This window comes from Streptomyces sp. NPDC107546, assembly GCF_055639175.1.
The window spans coordinates 1-19,755 of sequence record NZ_JBVKBA010000043.1 but is presented as its reverse complement, the minus strand read 5'-3'; the positions used below and the strand labels follow the sequence as shown (position 1 = coordinate 19,755).

Below are 19,755 nucleotides of genomic sequence, written 5' to 3'. Positions count from 1 at the left end.
CATTGAGCGCGCAACCATCGTTGAGAGCGCTCTCAAAGAGCCGCGGGCGCTCTCGGCAGGCACCCGCGCATCGACTCCCCGTACCCGAGAGGCCCCCCATGAGCGATTCCCCCGGCATACCCCGCAGACGGCGCAGTGTGAGGCGGGCGTTCGTCGCCGCCCTCGGCACGACGGTGCTCGCCGTGGCCGCCGCCACGGTCGCCACGCCGTCCGCGAACGCCTCCGCTCCCGCTCCCCCGTCGGGCTGGAGCCAGGTCTTCCTCGACGACTTCAACGGCGCGGCCGGCTCCGGCGTCGACACGTCCAACTGGCAGTACGACACCGGGACGTCGTACCCGGGCGGCCCCGCCAACTGGGGCACCGGCGAGGTCGAGACGATGACCTCCAGCACCGGCAACGTCTCGCTGGACGGCAACGGCAACCTGCTCATCACTCCGCGCCGCGACGCCTCCGGTCACTGGACCTCGGGCCGCATCGAGACCACCCGCACCGACTTCCAGCCGCCGGCCGGCGGCAAACTGCGTGTCGAGGCCCGCCTGCAGATGCCGAACGTGACCGGCACCGCCGCCGAGGGCTACTGGCCCGCGTTCTGGATGCTGGGCGCGCCCTACCGGGGGAACTACCAGAACTGGCCCGGTGTCGGCGAGCTGGACGTCATGGAGAACGTCCAGGGCCTGAACAAGACCTGGGCCACGATGCACTGCGGCACCAACCCGGGCGGTCCGTGCAACGAGACCAGCGGCATCGGCAACTCCACCGCGTGCCCGAACACGACGTGCCAGTCCGGCTTCCACACCTACACCATGGAGTGGGACCGCTCGGTGAGCCCGGAAGCGATCCGCTTCTACGTCGACGGCGTCAACTACCACACGGTCACCGCCAACCAGGTCGACGCGACGACCTGGACCAACGCCACGAACCACGGGTTCTTCGTCATCCTCAACGTGGCGATGGGCGGCGCCTTCCCGGACGCGCTCGGCGGCGGCCTGGACAACGACACGCAGCCCGGCCATCCGATGGTGGTCGACTATGTGCAGGTTCTCCAGTCCTCGGGTGGTGGGAGCGGTACCACGCCTCCGCCGTCGGGCAACCGGGACGCCTACAGCGCGATCCAGGCCGAGTCGTACGACAGCCAGTCCGGCGTGGCCACCGAGACGACCTCGGACACGGGTGGCGGCCAGGACATCGGCTCGCTGGCGAACGGCGACTGGGCCCTGTACAAGGGCGTCGACTTCGGCTCCACGGCCGCGAAACAGTTCTACGGTCGGGTCGCGAGCGGCGCGGCGGGCGGGGTGAGCGGACTGGTCGAGGTGCGCCTCGACAGCCGGAGCAACGCACCGATCGGCAGTTTCGCGGTGGCCAACACCGGTGGCTGGCAGAGCTGGAGGACGGTCCCGGCCAACATCACTGCCGTGACCGGCACGCATGACGTCTATCTGACCTTCACCAGCGGTCAGCCGGGCGACTTCGTGAACGTGAACTGGTTCGACTTCGGGCACTGACCACCTGACGCCCCCCACGGGAATGGGGCCCCACGCGCGCGTGGGGCCCCATTCCCGTGCGCGGGACTCAGCGCAGCTCCGCCCGGAACGCCGCCGGCGTCGTGTCCGTGTGCTGGTGGAAGAACTTGGAGAAGTTCGCCGCGTCGGGGAAGCCCACGGCGGCGCCGACACGGCCTATCGGCAGGTCCGTGTGCGCCAGCAGACGCTTGGCCTCGAGGATGACGCGCCTGTCGATGAAGCCCTTGGGCGTCTGACCGGTGGCGGCGCGGACGGCGCGGACCAGGGTGCGGCGGGAGTAGCCGAGGGCGTCGGCGTAGGCGCTGACACTGTGGTTGGTCGCGAAGTCCTTCTCCACCGCGTCGCGGAAGCGGGTGAAGGTGGTGTCGATCTGGCCGCGGGCCGCCTCCGCGGAGCTGGTCGCGAGGTGCGCGAGGCGGACCAGGAACGCGGTCAGCGAGTGCCGCAGCACTTCGGTGTGCAGGGCGAGCGGCAGCGTGGTGGTGTCCTCGTACTCGCGCCTCAGCTGGGCGAGGGCAGCCCGGAGTGCGGCGAGCTGGGCGGGGTCGGGGTGCAGCAGCGGCGGCAGATCATAGCGGTAGAGGCCCGTGGCCTCCACCGTGTCACGGGGCAGGAAGCCGGGCTGCATGGTGAGCACGGTGCCGCGGTACTCGCTCGCCCGGGAGAAACGGTGGACCTGCCCGGGGCGGATCCACAGAAGGTCGCCGTCGGTCATCTCGTACTCGGCGAAATCCACCATGTGTGTCACGGGGCCGCCAGTGAAGAGCATCAGGACATGGAAATCGATGCGGTGGACACGGTCCAGCGGCGCGTCGTCGTGCCAGGTGCGACCGGGCTCCATGGGGCCCACCTGCATACCGACGCCGCACACGCTCCGGTCGACCGGGAACGCGTACGTCCTGATCCCGTCGCCGTCTTGCATGGTTCTGTCCGCCATGTCCTTCTCGTGCCGCCTCGGTACCACTGCCGATGTCCCACTTTCACCGAAGGCTGACACAGGCGCACCTTCCCCGGCAAAAGTCAGACTTTTAGGTTTGAACGCGTTCCACCAGCGATTCCGCATCCAGTGAGGACTTTTTGAAGATGAGTGCGCAGAGCACCGACGGATTCGAATGGACCGAGCTCGACCGGCGCGCCGTCGACACCGCCCGTATCCTGGCGGCCGACGCCGTGCAGAAGGTCGGCAACGGCCACCCGGGCACCGCGATGAGCCTGGCCCCGGCCGCGTACACGATCTTTCACAAGGTGATGCGCCATGATCCGGCGGATCCGGAGTGGACGGGCCGTGACCGTTTCGTCCTCTCCCCCGGCCACACCTCACTGACCCTTTACACGCAGCTCTTCCTGGCCGGCTACGAGCTGGAGCTGGACGACCTGAAGGCGTTCCGCACGCACGGTTCGAAGACGCCCGGTCACCCGGAGTACGGTCATACGGCCGGTGTCGAGACCACCACTGGTCCGCTCGGCCAGGGTGCCGCGAACGCGGTGGGCATGGCGATGGCCGCCCGCTACGAGCGCGGTCTGTTCGACCCGGAGGCCCCCGCGGGCGAGTCCCCCTTCGACCACACGATCTGGGCCATCGTCTCCGACGGCGACCTGGAGGAGGGCGTCTCCGCCGAGGCCTCCTCGATGGCCGGCCACCAGAAGCTCGGCAACCTCGTCTTCCTGTACGACGACAACCACATCTCCATCGAGGGCGACACCGCGACCGCGTTCTCCGAGGACGTGCTGAAGCGGTACGAGGCCTACGGCTGGCACACCCAGCGCGTCGAGCCCGCCGAGAACGGCGACATCGACGTCCACGCGCTGTACGCGGCGCTGAAGGCGGCGCAGGCCGAGACCGAGCGCCCCTCGATCATCGCGATGCGCACGATCATCGCCTGGCCGGCCCCGAACGCGCAGAACACCGAGGCCGCCCACGGTTCGGCGCTCGGCGCGGACGAGGTCGCCGCCACCAAGCGCGTCCTCGGCTTCGACCCGGAGAAGTCCTTCGAGGTCGCCCCCGAGGTCCTCGCCCACACCCGCCAGGCCCTGGACCGGGGTGCCGAGGCGCACGCCGCCTGGGACAAGCGGATCGCCGAGTGGCGCGGTGCCCAGCCCGAGCGCGCGAAGCTGTACGACCGTGTCGTGGCCGGTCAGCTCCCCGACGGCTGGGAGCAGGCGCTCCCGGAGTTCGAGGAGGGCGCGTCCGTCGCCACGCGTGCCGCCTCCGGCAAGGTGCTGCAGGCGCTCGGTGCGGTCATCCCCGAGCTGTGGGGCGGCTCCGCCGACCTCGCCGGGTCGAACAACACGACGATCGACAAGAACAGCTCGTTTCTCCCGGTCGGCAACCCACTGCCGGAGGCGAGCCCGTACGGCCGCACCGTCCACTTCGGTATCCGCGAGTTCTCCATGGCCGCGGAGATGAACGGCATCGCCCTGCACGGCAACACCCGTATCTACGGCGGCACGTTCCTCGTGTTCTCCGACTACATGCGCAACGCGGTCCGCATGTCCGCCCTCATGCAGCTGCCGGTGACGTACGTGTGGACGCACGACTCCATCGGCCTCGGTGAGGACGGCCCCACCCACCAGCCGATCGAGCACCTGGCCTCGCTGCGCGCGATCCCGGGCCTGAACGTCGTCCGCCCGGCCGACGCCAACGAGACCGCCATCGCCTGGGCCGAGATCCTCAAGCGGCACTCCACCAACCCCGCCCCGCACGGCCTCGCGCTCACCCGCCAGGGCGTGCCGGCGTACGCCCCGAACCCCGAGGCGGCCAAGGGCGGTTACGTCCTGCAGGAGTCCTCCACCGGGACCCCGGACGTCATCCTGATCGCCACCGGTTCCGAGGTGCAGCTCGCCGTCGCCGCGAGGGAGCGGCTGGAGGCCGAGGGTGTGGGCAGCCGGGTGGTGTCGATGCCGTCCGTGGAGTGGTTCGAGGAGCAGTCCGCCGAGTACCGCGAGCGCGTCCTCCCGCCGTCCGTGAAGGCCCGGGTGGCCGTCGAGGCCGGTATCGGCCTGACCTGGTACCGATTCGTCGGTGACGCCGGACGCATCGTGTCCCTGGAGCACTTCGGCGCCTCCGCCGACGCCAAGACCCTGTTCGCCGAGTTCGGCTTCACCCCCGAGAACGTGGCCGCCGCAGCCCGGGAATCCCTTGCCGCCGTCCGCGGTTGATCCGATCGCCCGAAGGAAGATGATCACAGTGACCGAAGCAACCGCAGCAGCGGAGCCCCTGAAGCGCCTGTCCGAGGCGGGCGTGTCGATCTGGCTGGACGACCTGTCCCGCAAGCGGATCGCGTCCGGCAACCTCGCCGGACTCATCGAGACCAAGCACGTGGTGGGCGTCACCACCAACCCGTCCATCTTCCAGGCCGCCATCGGCTCCGGAGAGGGTTACGAGGAGCAGCTGGCCGACCTGGCCGTGCGCGGTGTGACGGTCGAGGAGGCCGTCCGCATGATGACCACCGCCGACGTCCGGGCCGCCGCCGACATCCTGCGGCCCGTGTACGACGCGACGGACGGCCGGGACGGCCGGGTCTCCATCGAGGTCGACCCGCGCCTCGCCCACAACACGGCGGCGACCGTCGCCGAGGCCAGGCAGCTGGCCTGGCTCGTCGACCGCCCCAACGTGATGATCAAGATTCCGGCGACCGAGGCGGGCCTGCCGGCCATCACCGAGGTCATCGGCCAGGGCATCAGTGTCAACGTGACGCTGATCTTCTCTCTGGAGCGCTACCGCCAGGTGATGGACGCCTACCTCGCGGGCCTGGAGAAGGCCCGGGCGGCCGGGCTCGACCTGTCCGCCGTCCACTCCGTCGCCTCCTTCTTCGTCTCGCGCGTCGACACCGAGATCGACAAGCGCCTGACGAAGCTCGGCACCGACGAGGCCCTCGCCCTCAAGGGCCGGGCTGCGCTCGCGAACGCGCGACTCGCGTACGAGGCTTATGAGAAGGCGTTCGCCTCCGAGCGGTGGAGCGCGCTGGAGACCGCGGGAGCGAACAAGCAGCGCCCCCTGTGGGCCTCCACCGGTGTGAAGGACCCGGCGTACAAGGACACCCTGTACGTCGACGAACTTCTCGCGCCGGGCACGGTCAACACCATGCCGGAGGCCACCCTGAAGGCCACCGCCGACCACGGCCACATCCGGGGCGACACGGTGACAGGCGGCTACGAGCAGGCCCGCGCCGACCTCGCGGCGCTGGAGCGGCTCGGGATCTCCTACGACGAGGTCGTGCAACTGCTCGAGGACGAAGGCGTCGCGAAGTTCGAGACGGCCTGGCAGGACCTGCTGGACGCCGTGACGAAGTCCCTGAACAGCAAGGGAGTTGACGCGGAATGACCGACGAGACCATGGCACAGGGCGCGGCTCCGGCCGAGAGCACGCTGGTGCTCGAAGCCGCCCTCACCCCTCCCGACAGCGGTTCGTCCGCCTGGGACAACCCGCTGCGCGACCCCCGGGACCGCCGTCTGCCGCGTATCGCGGGCCCTTCCGGACTGGTCATCTTCGGTGTCACCGGTGACCTGTCCCGCAAGAAGCTGATGCCGGCGGTCTACGACCTGGCCAACCGCGGTCTGTTGCCGCCGGGCTTCTCCCTCGTCGGGTTCGCCCGCCGAGACTGGGCCGACCAGGACTTCGCGCAGGTGGTGCACGACGCGGTGCGCGAGCACGCCCGTACGCCCTTCCGCGAGGAGGTCTGGCAGCAGCTCGCCGAGGGCATGCGGTTCATCCCCGGTGACTTCGACGACGACACCGCGTTCAAGCAGCTGAAGTCCGCGGTCGACGAGTTGGACGCCTCCCGGGGCACCAGCGGCAACTACGCCTTCTACCTGTCGGTGCCGCCGAAGTTCTTCCCGAAGGTCGTCCAGCAGCTGAAGAAGCACGGCCTCGCCGACGCTCCCGAGGGTTCCTGGCGCCGCGCGGTCATCGAAAAGCCGTTCGGCCACGACCTGGCGAGCGCCCGCGAGCTGAACCGGATCGTGCATGAGGTGTTCGAGCCGGACCAGGTGTTCCGCATCGACCACTACCTGGGCAAGGAGACCGTCCAGAACATCCTGGCGCTGCGCTTCGCCAACCAGATGTACGAGCCGATCTGGAACCGGTCCTTCGTGGACCACGTCCAGATCACGATGGCCGAGGACATCGGCATCGGCGGCCGCGCCGGCTACTACGACGGCATCGGCGCCGCCCGCGACGTGATCCAGAACCACCTGCTCCAGCTGATGGCCCTGACGGCTATGGAGGAGTCCATCGCCTTCGACGCGGGATCGCTGGTCACCGAGAAGATGAAGGTCCTGAAGTCGGTGAAGCTGCCGGAGGACCTCGGGGCGCACACCGTGCGCGGCCAGTACGCGGCCGCGTGGCAGGGCGGCGAGAAGGTACGCGGCTACCTGCGGGAGGAGGGCATCGACCCCGCGTCCACCACGGACACCTACGCGGCGATCAAGCTGGAGGTCGACAACCGCCGCTGGGCGGGCGTGCCGTTCTACCTCAGGACGGGCAAGCGCCTGGGCCGCCGGGTGACCGAGATCGCGGTCGTCTTCCAGCGGGCCCCGCACTCCCCCTTCGACACCACGGCCACCGAGGAGCTGGGCCAGAACGCGATCGTCATCCGGGTGCAGCCCGATGAGGGGATGACCGTTCGCTTCGGTTCGAAGGTGCCGGGTACCTCGATGGAGATCCGGGACGTCACGATGGACTTCGCCTACGGCGAGTCGTTCACCGAGTCCAGCCCGGAGGCGTACGAACGGCTGATCCTGGACGTACTGCTCGGCGACGCCAACCTCTTCCCCCGCACGGAGGAAGTGGAGGAGTCCTGGAGGATCCTCGACCCGATCGAGGAGTACTGGGCGACGCACGGCAAGCCCGCGCAGTACGCCTCGGGCAGCTGGGGTCCCGGGGAAGCCGACGAGATGCTCGCACGAGACGGACGGAGCTGGCGCAGGCCATGAAGATCGACCTGACCGACACCACGGCAAGCAAGATCAACAAGGCGCTGGTGCAGGGCCGCCGCGCCCTCGGCACCCCCGCCGTGGGCATGGTCCTGACCATGGTCATCGTGACCGACGAGGAGAATGCCTACGACTCGATGAAGGCGGCCGAGGACGCCTCGCACGAGCACCCCTCGCGAACCCTGGTGGTCATCAAGCGCCAGGCCCGCACCCCGCGCGACCGCACCCAGTCGCACCTGGACGCCGAGGTCCGGGTGGGCGCCGACGCCGGCACCGGCGAGACGGTCGTGCTGCGGCTGTACGGCGAGGTGTCCGACCACGCCGACTCGGTGGTCCTGCCGCTGCTGCTGCCCGACGCGCCCGTCGTCGTGTGGTGGCCGGTGGACGCGCCGGACGACCCGGCGGGGGACCCGCTGGGCGCCCTCGCGCAGCGCCGCATCACCGACCTGTACGCCGTCGAGGACCCGCAGCGCGTGCTGCGGGCCCGGGTCGCCTCGTACGCGCCGGGTGACACGGACCTCGCCTGGACCCGGCTGACGCCGTGGCGGTCGATGCTGGCCGCCGCGCTCGACCAGGCCCGTACTGAGGTGATCTCCGCGGCCGTGGAGGCCGAGGCGGAGAACCCGGCCGCCGAGCTGCTGGCCCGCTGGCTGGAGGCCCGCCTGAAGGTCTCCGTGGACCGGGTCGTCACCGCGGGACCGGTCGTCACGGCCGTCCGGCTGGGCACCGACAAGGGCGAGATCGTCATCGACCGTCCCGAGGGCCCGCTGGCCACGCTCACCCTGCCGGGTCAGCCCTCGCGCACCCTGGCGCTGAAGGTGCGCCCGACCTCCGAACTGATCGCCGAGGAGCTGCGCCGCCTCGACGCGGACGAGATGTACGCCATCGCCCTGCGCGGCGGCGACGGTGCCAAGGAGGGTGCCGCTCATGTCTGACAGCCCGAGGCTCACCCGGCGGCCCGAGTGGGCCGAACTGGAGGACCACCGCGCCCAGTGGCACGCGCACCTGCGGGAACTGTTCGACCAGGACCCCGGGCGTGCGGAACGCTACGTCGTGCGCGTCGGTGATCTGCGCATCGACTACTCCAAGCACCTGATCACCGACGAGACCCTGGCGCTGCTCCAGGAACTGGCGACCGCCACCGACGTGTTCGGGCTGCGCGACGCCATGTTCCGCGGCGAGAAGATCAACACCACGGAGCGCCGGGCCGTGCTGCACACCGCGCTGCGCGCCCCGCGTGATGCGGTGATCGAGGTCGACGGCGAGAACGTGGTGCCCAAGGTGCACGCGGTGCTCGATCAGATGACCGACTTCGCGAACCGGGTTCGCTCGGGCGAGTGGACCGGGTACACCGGCAAGCGCATCAAGAACGTCGTCAACATCGGCATCGGCGGCTCGGATCTGGGCCCGGCGATGGCGTACGAGGCGCTGCGCGCCTACACCGCACGGGAGTTGACGTTCCGGTTCGTGTCGAACGTGGACGGCGCCGACCTGCACGAGGCGGTGCGGGACCTGGACCCGGCTGAAACGCTGTTCATCGTCGCGTCGAAGACGTTCACCACGATCGAGACGATCACGAACGCGACCTCGGCCCGGTCCTGGCTGCTGGACGCGTTGGACAGTGACGAGAAGGCGGTCGCCAAGCACTTCGTCGCCCTGTCGACGAACGCCGGGAAGGTCACCGAGTTCGGCATCGACCCGGACAACATGTTCGAGTTCTGGGACTGGGTCGGCGGCCGCTACTCGTACGACTCGGCCATCGGACTGTCGCTGATGATCGCGATCGGTCCCGAGCGGTTCCGGGAGATGCTGGACGGCTTCCGCATCGTCGACGAGCACTTCCGCAATGCGCCGGCCGAGGCCAACGCGCCGCTGATCCTGGGTCTGCTGGGCGTCTGGTACGGCAACTTCTTCGACGCCCAGTCGCACGCGGTGCTGCCGTACTCGCACTACCTGTCCAAGTTCACCGCCTACCTGCAGCAGCTGGACATGGAGTCCAACGGCAAGTCGGTGGACCGCGACGGGCACCCCGTGCAGTGGCAGACCGGCCCGGTGGTGTGGGGCACCCCGGGCACCAACGGGCAGCACGCCTACTACCAGCTCATCCACCAGGGCACCAAGCTGATCCCGGCCGACCTCATCGGCTTCGCGAACCCCGTCGCCGAGCTCGCCGACGAGCTCAAGGCGCAGCACGACCTGCTGATGGCCAACCTGTTCGCGCAGGGCCAGGCGCTCGCCTTCGGCAAGACGGAGGAGGAGGTGCGCGCGGAGGGCGTGCCCGAGGAGCAGGTGCCGCACCGTACCTTCAAGGGCAACCACCCCACCACCACGGTCCTGGCCACCGAGCTGACCCCGTCGGTCCTCGGCCAGCTCATCGCCCTCTACGAGCACAAGGTGTTCGTGCAGGGCGCGATCTGGAACATCGACTCCTTCGACCAGTGGGGCGTCGAACTCGGCAAGGTGCTCGCCAAGCGCGTCGAGCCCGCCCTGACTCACGGCGCCGATGTCCCCGGCCTCGACCCGTCCACCGCCGCCCTCGTGGCCGCCTACCGCACGCTCAAGAACGCTCAGGAAGAAGTGAACTGACATGCAGCTCGGACTCATCGGTCTCGGCAAGATGGGCGGCAACATGCGCGAGCGGATCCGCCGCGCGGGCCACACCGTCGTCGGCTACGACCGCAACCCCGAGGTCTCGGACGTCAAGAATTTGGGCGAACTCGTCGAGAAGCTCGAAGCTCCGCGTGTGGTCTGGGTGATGGTTCCGGCCGGCGCCCCCACCCAGTCCGTCATCGACGAACTCGCCGCCCTGCTCTCCCCCGGCGACATCGTGGTGGACGGCGGCAACTCCCGCTGGACGGACGACGAGAAGCACGCCACCGAGCTCGGCATCAAGGGCATCGGTTTCATCGACGCGGGCGTCTCCGGCGGTGTGTGGGGCCTGGAGAACGGCTACGCGCTGATGGTCGGCGGCGACAAGGAGCACGTCGACCGGCTCCAGCCGATCTTCGACGCGCTCAAGCCGGAGGGACCGTACGGCTACGTCCACGCGGGCAGGGTCGGTGCCGGCCACTTCTCGAAGATGGTCCACAACGGCATCGAGTACGCCATGATGCAGGCCTACGCCGAGGGCTGGGAACTGCTGGAGAAGATCAAGTCCGTGGACAACGTCCGCGAGGTCTTCCGCTCCTGGCAGGAGGGCACCGTCATCCGCTCCTGGCTGCTCGACCTCGCGGTCAACGCGCTGGACGAGGACGAGCACCTGGACAAACTGCGCGGCTACGCCGAGGACTCCGGCGAGGGCCGCTGGACCGTCGAGGCCGCCATCGACAACGCCGTCCCGCTCCCGGCGATCACGGCGTCCCTCTTCGCCCGCTTCGCCTCGCGGCAGGACGACTCCCCCCAGATGAAGATGATCGCCGCGCTGCGCAACCAGTTCGGCGGCCACGCGGTCGAGTCCGCGAAGGAGTAACAAGCCGTGGGCGACCTCCTGCTGGTCCGCCACGGCGAAACCGAGTGGAGCGTTACGGGACAGCACACCAGCTTCACCGACCTCCCGCTCACCCAGCGGGGTGAGGAACAGGCCAAGTCCCTCGCCCCGCTGCTCGCCGGACGCACCTTCGCGCGCATCCTCACCAGCCCCCTCGGCCGTGCGATACGCACCGCCGAACTCGCCGGACTCTCCGGCGCCGTCCCCGACCCGGATCTGCACGAGTGGGACTACGGCTGCTACGAGGGCATCACCACCGTCGAGATCCACCGCACCCGCCCCGACTGGTACCTGTGGACCGACGGCGTCCCGCAGGGCCCGCCCGGACACCCCGGTGAGTCGCCGGACGAGGTCGGGGCACGTGCGGACCGGGTACTGGCCCGCATCGCGCCCGACCTCACCGAGGGCGACGTGATCCTCGTGGCCCACGCCCACTTCCTGCGCGTCCTCACCGCGCGGCACCTCGGCCTCTCGGCCGCCGAGGGGCGGCTGTTCCAGCTCGCCACGGGCACGCTCAGCCGGCTCTCCACCGAACACGGCCGACCCGTGATCGCGGAGTGGAACACGACCGGAACTTCCGCGACTCCCCGTCAGTTCTCCTCTCGGTTGCTGTAGAGATCTTCAGGGACGAGGGCCCGCCCGCCGGGGGCGGGCCCTTCTCCACGACATAGGGAGTCCGCATGGCTCTGTGGGACCGCATCAAGGAATCCGCCTCGACGATGCAGACGCAGCTCGTGGCGAAGAAGAACGATCTGAAGAGCGGCGCGTTCCGCGACGCGAGCATGGCGATGTGCGCGCTCGTCGCCGCGGCCGACGGCACCGTGGACCCGTCGGAGCGTCAGCGCGTGGCGCAACTCATCGCCACCAATGAGGTGTTGCAGAACTTCCCGGCCGACGACCTGCGCCGCCGCTTCGAGGAGAACCTGAACAAGCTGACCGCCGACTTCGACTTCGGCAAGGTCAGTGTGTTGCAGGAGATCGGCAAGGCGAAGAAGAAGCCGGCCGAAGCGCGGGCCGTCATCCAGATCGGCATCGTCATCGGTGGCGCCGACGGCGACTTCGACAAGGACGAGCAGGCGGTGGTCCGGGAGGCGTGCTTCGCACTGGACCTGCCGCCGCACGAGTTCGACCTGTAGTCCCGTAACCCCGTGACGCCCTTCGTCAACGCACCGGTCGGCTCGCGTGCTGCGCCGCCAGCCGCACCGGTGCGTTCCGGGCGCCGTACCCCCGGTAGCCGCCGTCCCGCTGGACCAGTTCGAAGAAGACGCGGCCTACGGTGTGCGTGTAGCAGTGCAGGAAGACGCCGTCCGCGTCGCGGTCGTAAAGAATGCCGAGGTCGCGGTACGTCTCCAGCTCGCCGTCGGAGAACTCGTACTGAGCGGCCAGGTCGTCGTAGTAGTTCGCGGGCACCTGAAGGAGCCGGCCGCCCGCCTCGCGGAAGCGGCGGGCCGCCGAGACCACGTCTTCGGTGGCGAGCGCGATGTGCTGGGCCCGGGCGCCGTCGTCGGTCGGGGCGGGCCCGATGCTCAGGGCGATGCGCACGCTGCCGTCGGCGTTGGTGACCGCGCGGCTGCGGTGCAGTCCGTAGGGGTCTGCGACCTCGACGCTTTCCTGGGCGTGCAGCCCGAGCACGCTGCGATGGAACAGGGCCGCCTCGTCGAACTGGTGCCAGGGCTGGGTGAGGGCGAGATGGTCGACGCGGTCGATGTCGGCGGCCGGGGCCTTGTGCGGAACGTCCTGGAAGTCCCCGCGCCAGTCGGGGAGTCGGGCCCGTTCGGTGGCACAGAAGAACAGCTCCGTGCCGTCGGGCGCGGACACCGCCTCCAACGGCGCGTCCTGCGGGGCGCGGCGGCGCGGCAGGACCGGGGCGAGCAGCGCCTCGGCGCGCCGGGCGGCTCCTTCCGGGTCCGGGGACTCCAGGCCGATGGCGGCGAGGACGGTGCCGTCACGGCGTGCGGCCGGGCCGGTGTTGACGAGGACGCGGGCGGCGCCCTGCTCCCACAGGTCCACGGGTTTCGTACGGTGCCGGGCCGTGCGGGCGAAGCCGAGCGCGCCGAGGACCGCGGAGACCGGGTCGACGTCCGGGGTGACGAGTTCCGCGAAGGCGACACCGGTCGGCACCACGGGCGGAGGCGGGGCCGCGAGCCCGGTCGCCTCCTGGAGGACGAGCAGTGAGCGGCGGGCGTCCACGGCGGTGAGGGCGGCCTCGGCCTGACGGAAGACGTCGTTGAAGACCTCCAGGGACAGCGGACCGGTGTAGCCGGCGCGCAGCACATGGGCGAGGAGCCCGGCGAGGTCGAAGCCGCCCTGGCCGGGGAAGCAGCGGTAGTGGCGGCTCCACTGCAGGACGTCCATGGCCATCAGCGGGGCGTCGGCCAGTTGCAGGAAGAAGATCTTCTCGCCGGGGATGTCCTCGATGGCCTTCGGGTCGCTGCCCCGGGCGAGGATGTGGAAGCTGTCCAGACAGACGCCGAGCGCCGGGTGATCCGCGGCCTCGACGATGCGCCACGCGTGGTCGTACGTGCTCACGTGCCGCCCCCAGGCCAGTGCCTCGTAGGCGACGCGGATCCCGAACTCCTGGGCGAGGTCGGCGAGTCGGTGCAGATGCCGGGCGGCGAGAGCGTCGTCGTCCTCGGCGTGCGGGGAGACGCTGGAGCAGACCAGGACCGTGTCCGCGCCGAGCCGGTTCATCAGTTGGAACTTGTGCCGGGCCCGGCGCAGATTGCGCTCGAAGGCCGCGGCCGGCACGGCCTCGATGTCGCGCATCGGCTGGTAGAGGTCGATGCTCAGGCCGAGGTCGGCGCAGCGGCCCCGGATCTCCTCGGGGCTCAGCGGGCCGGCGAGCAGGTCGTTCTCGAAGATCTCGATCCCGTCGAACCCGGCGCGGGCCGCGGCGGTGAGCTTCTCGGTGATGGATCCGCCGATCGAGACGGTGGCGATGGAGGTACGCACCAGGGGTCCTTCCCTACTGACGGGCGGCCGTGGCCCCGGCCAGTTCGGTGATGTCCGTGAGCATGCGCATGCCGTCCGGTTCCCGCCCGGTGAAAAGGCGGAACGCGTCGGCGGCCTGGAAGACGGCCATGCCGCCGCCGTCGAGCGTGGCGCAGCCGAGCGCGCGGGCGGTGCGCAGCAGTTCGGTCTCCAGCGGGCGGTAGACCACCTCGGCGACCCACAACCCGGGATGCAGCAGCCGGGCCGGGAGCGGCAGCCCGGGGTGGGCGGCCATGCCGGTGGGCGTCGCGTGCACGAGGCCGTCGGCGCCCGTCAGGACCGCCGGCAGCGCGTCGAGGGCGGCTGCGGTCGCGCGCTCGGCGCCGAAGTGCCGGCCCAGGGAGGCGGTGAGGTCCGCCGCGCGCGCGGGCAGGGCGTCGACGACGGTGACGTGACCGGCGCCGAGCGTCAGCAGGGCGTGCGCGACGGCCGCGCCCGCGCCGCCCGCACCGAGCTGCACCACGCGGTCCAACGGGGCGTCGGGCAGCCCGCGGGCGAAGGAGGCGGCGAAGCCGGTGACGTCCGTGTTGTGGCCGACGGCCCGGCCGTCCTCGAAGACGACGGTGTTCACGGCACCGAGCGCCTCGGCCTGCGGGGCGAGCGCGTCGAGGTGCGGGATGACCAGCTGCTTGCACGGGTGGGTGATGTTGAGCCCGTCGAAGCCCAGGTCTCGGGCGGCCCGGACGAGATCGCCGACGGCCGCGGGACCGGCTCCGAGACGGTCGAGGTCGATCAGCCGGTACAGGTAGCGCAGGCCCTGCCGGTCCGCCTCCCTCTCGTGCAGGGCGGGGCTGAGCGAGGGACCGATGCCCGAACCGATGAGACCGACGAGATACGAGTCCTGGGGCACCGGCGTCCTCCTGGCAGTAATGTACGAACTAGTACGTTAGTCATAGCAGCAGCTGCCGGCCGGCGGAAGCCCTTCAGGGAACGGGATGCCCCCGGGCTTCTACAATCACGGGCACGCGAACGAGTCAGACCGCTCTTCCCTCGTCCCAAGGAGCCCCATGACCAGCGTCGACGAACCGGCACGACCGAACGGCCGCATCCGCGACGCCGCCCGTACGAAGGCCGAGATCCTCGACGTGGCCACCCAGGAGTTCGCCCGCGCCGGGTACGACGGGGCCCGGGTCGACGAGATCGCCGCCCGCACCCGCACCACCAAGCGGATGATCTACTACTACTTCGGCGGCAAGGAGCAACTGTTCACGGCCGTCCTGGAGCGGGCCTACGGGGTGATCCGCCAGGCCGAGCAGGAACTGGACGTCGAGCACCTGGACCCGGTCGCGGCCATCCGCCGGCTCGCCGAGGTCACCTTCGACCACCACGAGCAGCACCCCGACTTCATCCGCCTGGTCAGCATCGAGAACATCCACGACGCCGAGCACATCGCCGCCTCCGAGGAGCTCGGCACGATCGGCTCGCCGGCCCTGGAGGTGACCGGCCGCATCCTCGAGGCGGGCCGGAAGTCCGGACTGTTCACGGCCGACGTCGACGCCGTCGACCTGCACGCGCTGATCAGCTCGTTCTGCTTCTTCCGGGTCGCCAACCGGCACACCTTCGGCGCCCTCTTCGGCCGGGACCTGGTCGCCGCGGACCAGCGCGGACACTACCGCCGGATGCTCGGGGACATGGTGATCGCATATCTGACGGCGGACCGCACGGAAGACTGACCGCCCCACCGGCGCCGTACCGGCGGTCGCGGCACGACCTCTTGACACCGGGGAAACGCGGGCGCAACATCCCACGCACCGCTACTAACTATCCAGTGGGTTAATTAGTCGAATCCGGCGCCTCTCCCCACCTCTCTCCCCATACGCCCACTCCGCCCGCTCGTCTACGGTGGAGTCCCTCGAAGGAGCCCGTCGTGTCCGTCCCCGCCCCGCCCGACGACGCCGCCGCCCCGCCAGGCCAGCCGAGAAAGGCCGCGACGGCCGCCTGGATCGGCAGCGCCCTGGAGTACTACGACTTCTTCGTCTACGGCAGCGCGGCCGCGCTGATCTTCCCGAAGGTCTTCTTCGACGCCTCCGACCCGGCCACCGCGACCCTGCTGTCGCTGGCCACCTTCGGTGTCGCGTACGCGGCCCGTCCCCTCGGCGCGCTGTTCCTCGGCCACTACGGCGACCGGGTCGGCCGTAAGAAGATCATGGTGTTCACGCTGGTCCTGATGGGCCTGTCGACGTTCCTCATCGGCTGTCTGCCCACCCGCGCCGAGGTCGGCACCCTGGCCCCCGTCCTGCTGGTGCTGTGCCGCGTCCTGCAGGGGATCTCGGCGGCCGGCGAGCAGGCGAGCGCCAGCTCCATGAGCCTGGAGCACGCGCCCCCGCACCGGCGCGGGTTCTTCACCAGTTTCACGCTCAGCGGCACCCAGGGCGGCCAGCTCATCGCCACGCTCGTCTTCCTTCCGGTCGCCGCGCTCCCGGAGAGGCAGTTGCTGTCCTGGGGCTGGCGCCTGCCGTTCTGGCTGAGCGTCACGGTCGCCGTCGTCGGCTACGTCATCCGCCGCAGGCTCGCGGAGACACCGGCCTTCGCCCGGCAGGCCGACGCCGAGGGGCCGGCCCGACTGCCGCTGGCGGTGCTGCTGCGCGAACACTGGGCGGACGTACTGCGAGTGATCGCGGGTGCCCTCATCGCCTCGGTGAGCACCATCTTCACGGTCTGGGCGCTGGCGTACGCGACGAGCGACGCGGTGGGCGTGTCCCGCTCCTCCATGCTGTGGGTGGGCGCGCTCGCCAACCTCGTCGCCCTCGCCGCGATCCCCCTGTGGGCGGCACTGTCCGACCGCATCGGCCGCCGCCCGGTGTACCTCGTCGGTGCCGTGGGCAGCGCGGTGACGATGTTCCTGTACCTGTGGGCGATCTCCAGCGGCTCCTATCCGCTGATCCTGCTGACGGGCGTCGTCGCCTTCGGTGTCGTCTACAGCGCCGCGAACGGCGTGTGGCCCTCCTTCTACGGTGAGATGTTCTCCACCCGGGTCCGGATGTCGGGCATGGCGATCGGCACACAGATCGGCTTCGCGGTCGCCGGATTCGCGGTGACGTTCGCCGCCGAGATCGCCGGGCCGGACGGCACCGACTGGCCGTCGGTGGCCCTGTTCACCGCGGCCCTGTGCGTGCCGCCCGTCGTGGCCGCGCTCACCGCCCGCGAGACGCACAAGGTGCCGACGGAACGGCTCGGCGAGCGCCCGGCGGGCGAGGCGGCGAGCCGGGAGACGGTCGCGGCCTGAGCCCCGCGCGTCCGGGTCCCCGACCGCGGCCGCGGTCGGGGACCCGGACGCGCCACCCCCGCCGCTCCCGCGGCGACCGCCCGCGCACCCTCCGCACCCCCGCGCCCGCCCCGGCCCGGGCCGCACACCGTGCGCCCGCCGTCCGAGTGGCCGGCGCCCCGTGTGACCCGCCCGTCATCCGCGCGCCCTAGCCTGGCCGCATGCCCCGTCGTCCGTCCCGTCGTCCCGTACGTGCCCTCACCCTGGCCGCCTCCGTCCTCGCCACGCGGGCGCGACCGTCCGGGCCGTCGGCCGAGCCGCCCTGCGCACCCGTACCGGCTCCGACCGGGCGCCCGATCCGGCCCGTGCCCGGGCGGGTGCTGCACCTGGTCACCAACGGGCTGCCGCACCAGCGCACGGGCTACGGCCTGCGCACCCAGGCGCTCGCCCAGGCACAGTCGGAGGCGGGGCTCGATCCGCACGTGGTGACGCGCATCGGATTCCCGGTCACCCACGGTGTGTTCGACGCCCGGTCGCTGGATCTGTTGGACGGAGTGCCCCAGCACCGGCTCCTGCCCCGGTGGCTGCCCCACGGCGACGGGCCGCTCCTCGCGCGCAACGCCGAGCTGGCGGCGCGGCTCGTCGAGCGACTGCGGCCCTCGGTGCTGCACGCGGCGGGCGACCACGGCAACGGCCGTGTGGCACTCGCCCTGCGCGAGACGTACGGGCTGCCCGTGGTCTACGAGGTGCGCACCCTTCCGGCGGAACCCTGGCCGGCGCGGAGCCCCGGACGTTCGGCCGACGAACCGCGCCTCACCCTGCACCCGTCGCAGACGTACTGTCTGCGCGAGGCCGACGCAGTGCTGGCTCCGAGCGAGGCGCTGAAGGCCGAAATCGTCGTACACGGGGTGCCCGAGGAGCGGGTGCGCGTCGTCCCGGACGTCGTCGATCCCGTCCTTCTCAAGTCCCCGCCCGACGGTGGCGCTCTGCGCGCGCGGTTCGGCATCGTCGCCCGTGACCGCACCTGGTCGCAGATCGCCGCCACGACCCGCGCGGTGTATCAGTCACTCGGATGCCTGTGAGACGTCATGCCTGTGAGACGTCCGACTGTCTCCGGCCTCCTCACCCGGCCCGGCATAGAGCGCGGCACCGAACTGTTGGTACAGCCGAGGGACGTGGTGTCGGCGGCACCCTGATCCCCCGACCGCGGCTCCCCCCAGGTGCCGTGACCCCCCACCAGGCCGCCACCATCCGGAGCAGGAATGAGCGCTGCCACCCCCACTACATCCGCGACCAGGATCCTCCAGGTCTGGCGCCGGGCAGCGCCACACCCGCTCTTCCTGGTCATCCCCCTGGTCTTGATCATCTCCATCCCCGCGGCCGACGCGTTCCTGCCGCCGGACATCCACCTCGCCCATCTCCTGGTCGTCGCCACCGCGGTCACCGCCATCGGTGCCGGTCCGCGACCCACGGCGCTGATCGGTGCCCTCGCGGTACTCGCGCTGGTCGCCGCGGGGGCGGAGAGGCGGACCCTGATCACCGAGAGTGTCCTGGTCGAAATCGCGTCACTCGCCGCGCTCTCCGTCCTCCTGGTCGCCTTCACCCACCTGCGGGACCGGCACCATCGGGAACTCATCAGGGCGCGCACGGTCTCGGACACCGCTCAGCGCGTCGTCCTGCGCCCGCTCCCGGAGCGGACCGGGCCGGTGTCCCTCGCCGCGGAATACCACAGTGCCGAGGCCGACACCTACATCGGCGGCGACCTGTACGCAGCGGCCCGCACCCCCGACTCCACCCGCCTGATCATGGGGGACGTCCGCGGCAAGGGCCTCCCGTCCATCAGCGACACGGCGATCGTGCTGGGTGCCTTCCGCGCCGCGGCCCACCGGCAGATCCCGCTGACGGAACTGGTCGCCTACGTCGAGGACGCCGTCCGCTGGGGCCTGGCGGAGTTCTCGGAATGCGAGCCCGACGCCGCCGAACGCTTCGTGACCGCCGTGGTGCTCGACATCCCGGACGACGAGCCGGTGGTCCACATGATCAGCTGCGGCCATCCGCCGCCGCTGCTGCTGCGCCGGGCGACCGGGACCGCCACCGCGCTCCGCGTGACCGAACCGGCCCCACCGCTCGGCCTCGGCGCCATGTCCGACACCACGTACACGGCGGCGACCTTCCCCTTCCACGAGGGGGACAGGATCCTTCTCTACACCGACGGCGTCACCGAGACCCGCGACAGCGAGGGCACGTTCTACCCGCTTGCCGAACGCGTCGTGCGGTGGACCGACCAGGCGCCCGGGCCGCTCCTGAAGGAGATCACCACCGACCTGCGGGCTTACGCGGGCGGCCTGCTCAACGACGACATGGCCATGATGCTCGTACAGCGGGGGCCGGAGACTGCCTAGTGCTGTGGCCGGAAACGTTTGGATGCACCGCACCGGACGCCGCTGGATGTACTCGGGCGATGCGACAACGCGGCGAGGTGCCGTGCCGGACGTCGCGAGCCGGACCTTTCCGGCCACAGCACTAGGCGCTGTTTCTCGGATCATGAGCGGAGCCAGATGATGAGTGCTGCGAGGGTGACGGTGCCGAGGTAGATGTAGGCCCGTTTCTCGTAGCGT

16 protein-coding genes are annotated in these 19,755 nt (G+C 70.6%); 13 read left to right on the top strand and 3 right to left on the bottom strand.

What is annotated here, in order from left to right:
* The first annotated feature begins 98 nt into the window (after window positions 1–98).
* Window positions 99–1,502, top strand: coding sequence for a glycoside hydrolase family 16 protein (locus ACZ7L1_RS35110; protein ID WP_471443216.1), 1,404 nt, complete (start codon window positions 99–101; stop codon window positions 1,500–1,502).
* Between the two features lie 67 nt (window positions 1,503–1,569).
* Here ACZ7L1_RS35110 and ACZ7L1_RS35105 read toward each other — a convergent pair whose 3' ends face one another.
* On the bottom strand, window positions 1,570–2,457 hold the full coding sequence (locus ACZ7L1_RS35105) for a helix-turn-helix domain-containing protein (RefSeq protein ID WP_471443214.1): 888 nt from the start codon (window positions 2,455–2,457) through the stop codon (window positions 1,570–1,572).
* Window positions 2,458–2,603: 146 nt separating this feature from the next.
* Here ACZ7L1_RS35105 and tkt point away from each other — a divergent pair, with 146 nt between their 5' ends.
* The 8 genes from tkt (at window position 2,604) to ACZ7L1_RS35065 (ending at window position 12,077) form a co-directional block, all read left to right on the top strand.
* A complete protein-coding gene (gene tkt, locus ACZ7L1_RS35100) occupies window positions 2,604–4,679 on the top strand; it encodes a transketolase (protein ID WP_471443212.1) in 2,076 nt (691 codons plus the stop codon).
* A 19-nt stretch (window positions 4,680–4,698) separates the two neighbouring features.
* Window positions 4,699–5,844, top strand: coding sequence for a transaldolase (gene tal / locus ACZ7L1_RS35095; RefSeq protein ID WP_471443210.1), 1,146 nt, complete (start codon window positions 4,699–4,701; stop codon window positions 5,842–5,844).
* Complete coding sequence (gene zwf / locus ACZ7L1_RS35090) at window positions 5,841–7,454, top strand: glucose-6-phosphate dehydrogenase (protein ID WP_471443208.1); 1,614 nt, start codon at window positions 5,841–5,843, stop codon at window positions 7,452–7,454. The genes tal and zwf overlap by 4 nt, the downstream gene beginning before the upstream one ends.
* Window positions 7,451–8,389 (top strand): glucose-6-phosphate dehydrogenase assembly protein OpcA, encoded by a 939-nt coding sequence (opcA, locus tag ACZ7L1_RS35085; RefSeq protein WP_471443206.1) that lies wholly within the window; start codon window positions 7,451–7,453, stop codon window positions 8,387–8,389. The genes zwf and opcA overlap by 4 nt, the downstream gene beginning before the upstream one ends.
* A complete protein-coding gene (pgi, locus tag ACZ7L1_RS35080) occupies window positions 8,382–10,040 on the top strand; it encodes a glucose-6-phosphate isomerase (protein WP_471443204.1) in 1,659 nt (552 codons plus the stop codon). The genes opcA and pgi overlap by 8 nt, the downstream gene beginning before the upstream one ends.
* A 1-nt stretch (window position 10,041) precedes the next feature.
* Entirely contained in the window at window positions 10,042–10,923 is an 882-nt protein-coding gene (gene gnd, locus ACZ7L1_RS35075) for a phosphogluconate dehydrogenase (NAD(+)-dependent, decarboxylating) (RefSeq protein WP_471443202.1), read from the top strand.
* Between the two features lie 6 nt (window positions 10,924–10,929).
* Window positions 10,930–11,556, top strand: coding sequence for a histidine phosphatase family protein (locus ACZ7L1_RS35070; protein ID WP_471443200.1), 627 nt, complete (start codon window positions 10,930–10,932; stop codon window positions 11,554–11,556).
* A gap of 65 nt (window positions 11,557–11,621) precedes the next feature.
* Window positions 11,622–12,077 carry a tellurite resistance TerB family protein gene (locus tag ACZ7L1_RS35065; protein ID WP_366026164.1) on the top strand — a complete coding sequence of 152 codons (456 nt, stop codon included), beginning with the start codon at window positions 11,622–11,624 and terminating at the stop codon, window positions 12,075–12,077.
* Window positions 12,078–12,102: 25 nt separating this feature from the next.
* Here the strand turns inward: ACZ7L1_RS35065 and ACZ7L1_RS35060 are convergent, their stop codons facing one another.
* The gene (locus ACZ7L1_RS35060) at window positions 12,103–13,893 is read right to left on the bottom strand and encodes a bifunctional sugar phosphate isomerase/epimerase/4-hydroxyphenylpyruvate dioxygenase family protein (RefSeq protein ID WP_471443197.1); all 1,791 of its coding nucleotides are present in this window, start codon (window positions 13,891–13,893) and stop codon (window positions 12,103–12,105) included.
* Between the two features lie 13 nt (window positions 13,894–13,906).
* Window positions 13,907–14,782, bottom strand: coding sequence for a shikimate dehydrogenase (locus ACZ7L1_RS35055; protein WP_471443195.1), 876 nt, complete (start codon window positions 14,780–14,782; stop codon window positions 13,907–13,909).
* Window positions 14,783–14,939: 157 nt separating this feature from the next.
* Here ACZ7L1_RS35055 and ACZ7L1_RS35050 point away from each other — a divergent pair, with 157 nt between their 5' ends.
* The 4 genes from ACZ7L1_RS35050 to ACZ7L1_RS35035 all read left to right on the top strand — a co-directional run bounded on the left by ACZ7L1_RS35050 (window position 14,940) and on the right by ACZ7L1_RS35035 (window position 19,539).
* Window positions 14,940–15,605 (top strand): TetR/AcrR family transcriptional regulator, encoded by a 666-nt coding sequence (locus tag ACZ7L1_RS35050; protein ID WP_471443193.1) that lies wholly within the window; start codon window positions 14,940–14,942, stop codon window positions 15,603–15,605.
* 194 nt (window positions 15,606–15,799) lie between these two features.
* Window positions 15,800–17,158: an MFS transporter gene (locus ACZ7L1_RS35045; RefSeq protein ID WP_471443191.1), complete on the top strand. Its 1,359-nt coding sequence runs from the start codon at window positions 15,800–15,802 to the stop codon at window positions 17,156–17,158.
* A gap of 200 nt (window positions 17,159–17,358) precedes the next feature.
* Window positions 17,359–18,219 (top strand): glycosyltransferase, encoded by an 861-nt coding sequence (locus tag ACZ7L1_RS35040; protein ID WP_471443189.1) that lies wholly within the window; start codon window positions 17,359–17,361, stop codon window positions 18,217–18,219.
* A gap of 180 nt (window positions 18,220–18,399) precedes the next feature.
* Entirely contained in the window at window positions 18,400–19,539 is a 1,140-nt protein-coding gene (locus ACZ7L1_RS35035) for a PP2C family protein-serine/threonine phosphatase (protein WP_471443188.1), read from the top strand.
* Window positions 19,540–19,755 lie beyond the last annotated feature (216 nt).

Excerpts from the sequence above, each read along its gene's own strand:
- tkt (WP_471443212.1), top strand. The coding sequence starts at position 2,604 with ATGAGTGCGCAGAGCACCGACGGATTCGAATGGACCGAGCTCGACCGG.
- ACZ7L1_RS35035 (WP_471443188.1), top strand. The coding sequence starts at position 18,400 with ATGAGCGCTGCCACCCCCACTACATCCGCGACCAGGATCCTCCAGGTC.
- ACZ7L1_RS35040 (WP_471443189.1), top strand. The coding sequence starts at position 17,359 with ATGCCCCGTCGTCCGTCCCGTCGTCCCGTACGTGCCCTCACCCTGGCC.
- gnd (WP_471443202.1), top strand. The coding sequence starts at position 10,042 with ATGCAGCTCGGACTCATCGGTCTCGGCAAGATGGGCGGCAACATGCGC.
- ACZ7L1_RS35110 (WP_471443216.1), top strand. The coding sequence starts at position 99 with ATGAGCGATTCCCCCGGCATACCCCGCAGACGGCGCAGTGTGAGGCGG.
- pgi (WP_471443204.1), top strand. The coding sequence starts at position 8,382 with ATGTCTGACAGCCCGAGGCTCACCCGGCGGCCCGAGTGGGCCGAACTG.
- ACZ7L1_RS35050 (WP_471443193.1), top strand. The coding sequence starts at position 14,940 with ATGACCAGCGTCGACGAACCGGCACGACCGAACGGCCGCATCCGCGAC.
- ACZ7L1_RS35065 (WP_366026164.1), top strand. The coding sequence starts at position 11,622 with ATGGCTCTGTGGGACCGCATCAAGGAATCCGCCTCGACGATGCAGACG.
- tal (WP_471443210.1), top strand. The coding sequence starts at position 4,699 with ATGATCACAGTGACCGAAGCAACCGCAGCAGCGGAGCCCCTGAAGCGC.
- opcA (WP_471443206.1), top strand. The coding sequence starts at position 7,451 with ATGAAGATCGACCTGACCGACACCACGGCAAGCAAGATCAACAAGGCG.
- zwf (WP_471443208.1), top strand. The coding sequence starts at position 5,841 with ATGACCGACGAGACCATGGCACAGGGCGCGGCTCCGGCCGAGAGCACG.
- ACZ7L1_RS35105 (WP_471443214.1), bottom strand. The coding sequence starts at position 2,457 with ATGGCGGACAGAACCATGCAAGACGGCGACGGGATCAGGACGTACGCG.